General features: G+C 59.7%; 2 protein-coding genes. One reads left to right on the top strand and one right to left on the bottom strand.

What is annotated here, in order from left to right; all coding sequences use genetic code 11:
* The coding region (locus tag A3754_RS17925; RefSeq protein ID WP_197468704.1) for a 2,4-dienoyl-CoA reductase FMN-binding domain-containing protein at window positions 1–1,092 on the bottom strand (1,092 nt) is incomplete at its 3' end.
* A 152-nt stretch (window positions 1,093–1,244) separates the two neighbouring features.
* Here A3754_RS17925 and A3754_RS17920 point away from each other — a divergent pair.
* On the top strand, window positions 1,245–1,850 hold the full coding sequence (locus A3754_RS17920) for a TetR/AcrR family transcriptional regulator (protein ID WP_063520794.1): 606 nt from the start codon (window positions 1,245–1,247) through the stop codon (window positions 1,848–1,850).
* Window positions 1,851–2,003: the final 153 nt, after the last annotated feature.

The following is a 2,003-nucleotide window of genomic DNA, read 5'->3' as shown; positions in this document are numbered from 1 at the left end:
ACAAGCACGGGGATTGACCAGACAGGACGCCCGCTTGAGCTGGAAGGTATGGTCCAGGCACGCCTGGTTACAGGCGATACAGGTGTTGATCTCATCCGCCTTGCCCTGCTCGGTTTTCTTCACGAAATCCGGGTCCGCCAGCAACGGGCGCGCCATGGAGACCGCATCCGCCTGGCCAGCGACCAGAATGGCTTCTGCCACGTCCGGATCGTTAATGCGGTTGGAGGCCACCACGGGAATGGAAACCACGTCTTTCACCTGGCGGGTGGCGTCCACAAAGGCGGCTCTGGGCACAGAGGTCACGATGGTGGGCACACGCGCTTCGTGCCAGCCAATCCCGGAATTGATCAGGCTGGCGCCCGCCGCTTCCACTTCTTTGGCCAGCGCCAGAACCTCTTCACGGGTGGCCCCGTCCGGCACCAGATCAACCACGGAAAGGCGAAACATGACGATGAAATCATCGCCGCAACGCTTGCGCACTTCGCGAACGATTTCCACCGGGAAGCGACGGCGGTTTTCGGCACTGCCACCGTATTTGTCTTTACGCTTGTTGGTTCGCGACGCGGTGAACTGGTTGATCAGGTAGCCCTCGGACCCCATGATCTCCACACCGTCGTAGCCGGCTTTCTTGGCCAGCCATGCCGTGTGGGCAAAATCCTTCACCGTCTGCTCCACTTCCTTGGTGGACATGGCCTTGGGCTTGAAGGGGTTGATCGGGCTCTTGATCGCAGAAGCCGAACGGGAGAAGGGGTGATAGCTGTAACGCCCGGCATGGAGGATCTGCAGAGCAATCTTGCCGCCTTCCTGGTGCACCGCATCGGTCACCTTGCGGTGGTTACGCACATCCAGGCGGCTGTTAAACAGGCCGGCAAAGGGATAGAACCAGGCCTTCTTGTTGGGGTTGAAGCCACCGGTTACGATCAAGCCAACACCACCGCGGGCCCGCTCGGCAAAGTAGGCCGCCAGCTTGGGGAACTGCCAGAAGCGGTCTTCCAGACCGGTATGCATGGACCCCATAATCACCCGGTTCTTGATCTGGGTATGCCCCAGATCCAGCGGAGAAAGCAGGTTGGAATAGCGGTTGGCTGTCATGGTGTTGTCTCCCAAGGCATCTGCACCACAGATGGCTACGCGTTGATTAATCTGGACAGCGTCAAGTTAAGGGGTTATTTTGACAGTGTCAAGATTGAAATAGACGCAACAGGCTTCACACGACACGCCACCACGCAAAAGGCAGGAGACTCATGGCACAGACCGGCCGCTATCATCACGGCGACCTGCACGATACCTTGCTGCAGGAAGCCAACACTCTGCTCAGCGAGCAAGGCGTTGAGGGTTTATCCTTGCGCAAGCTGGCCGAGCGGGCGGGGGTATCCCGTACCGCGCCCTATCACCACTTCCGTGACAAGAACGCCCTGCTCTGCGCCCTGGCCACCCAGGCATTCAGCCAGCTGGACGAGATGATCAACCGTCAGCTGCAAGCAACGGGCTCACAGGAAAGCATTCAAAATTTTGTCCGGGAATATCTGCGCTTTGCCACCGAGAACCCGGAACAGTACGAACTGATGTTCGGGCGCACTATCTGGAAAGGCGGCGAGCCCACCGATGAACTCAAAACCATCGCCTATCGCAGCTTCCGTCACTATGCCGAGCGACTGGCAACGCTGCTGGCGGGCCGCCTGCCGGCGAGAACCGATTCCCTGCGCGTGGCCCAGGCCAGCTGGGCCACCGTCCACGGCCTGTGCCGGCTGCTGATTGATGGCATTTACGTGAACCGGGAAGATATCGAGACCGTCAGCGAGCAGTCCATTGCCCTGATCATGGCCGCCCTGTCACAGCCTTCCTCCTGACCCTGCGGGCCCGCCCCATAACCGCGACGCCACAAATGAGTGGAACGGTCATGTCCTGCCCGGGCGTGATTGGCTAGCCTGACTGAATCGTCAGGGAGGCTGCCATGAAATCCATTCCAACATTTTGCCGGGTCTGTGAACCCTCCTGCGCAC

The organism is Alcanivorax sp. HI0083, assembly GCF_001635175.1.
This window is presented reverse-complemented; position numbering and strand designations above follow the sequence as displayed.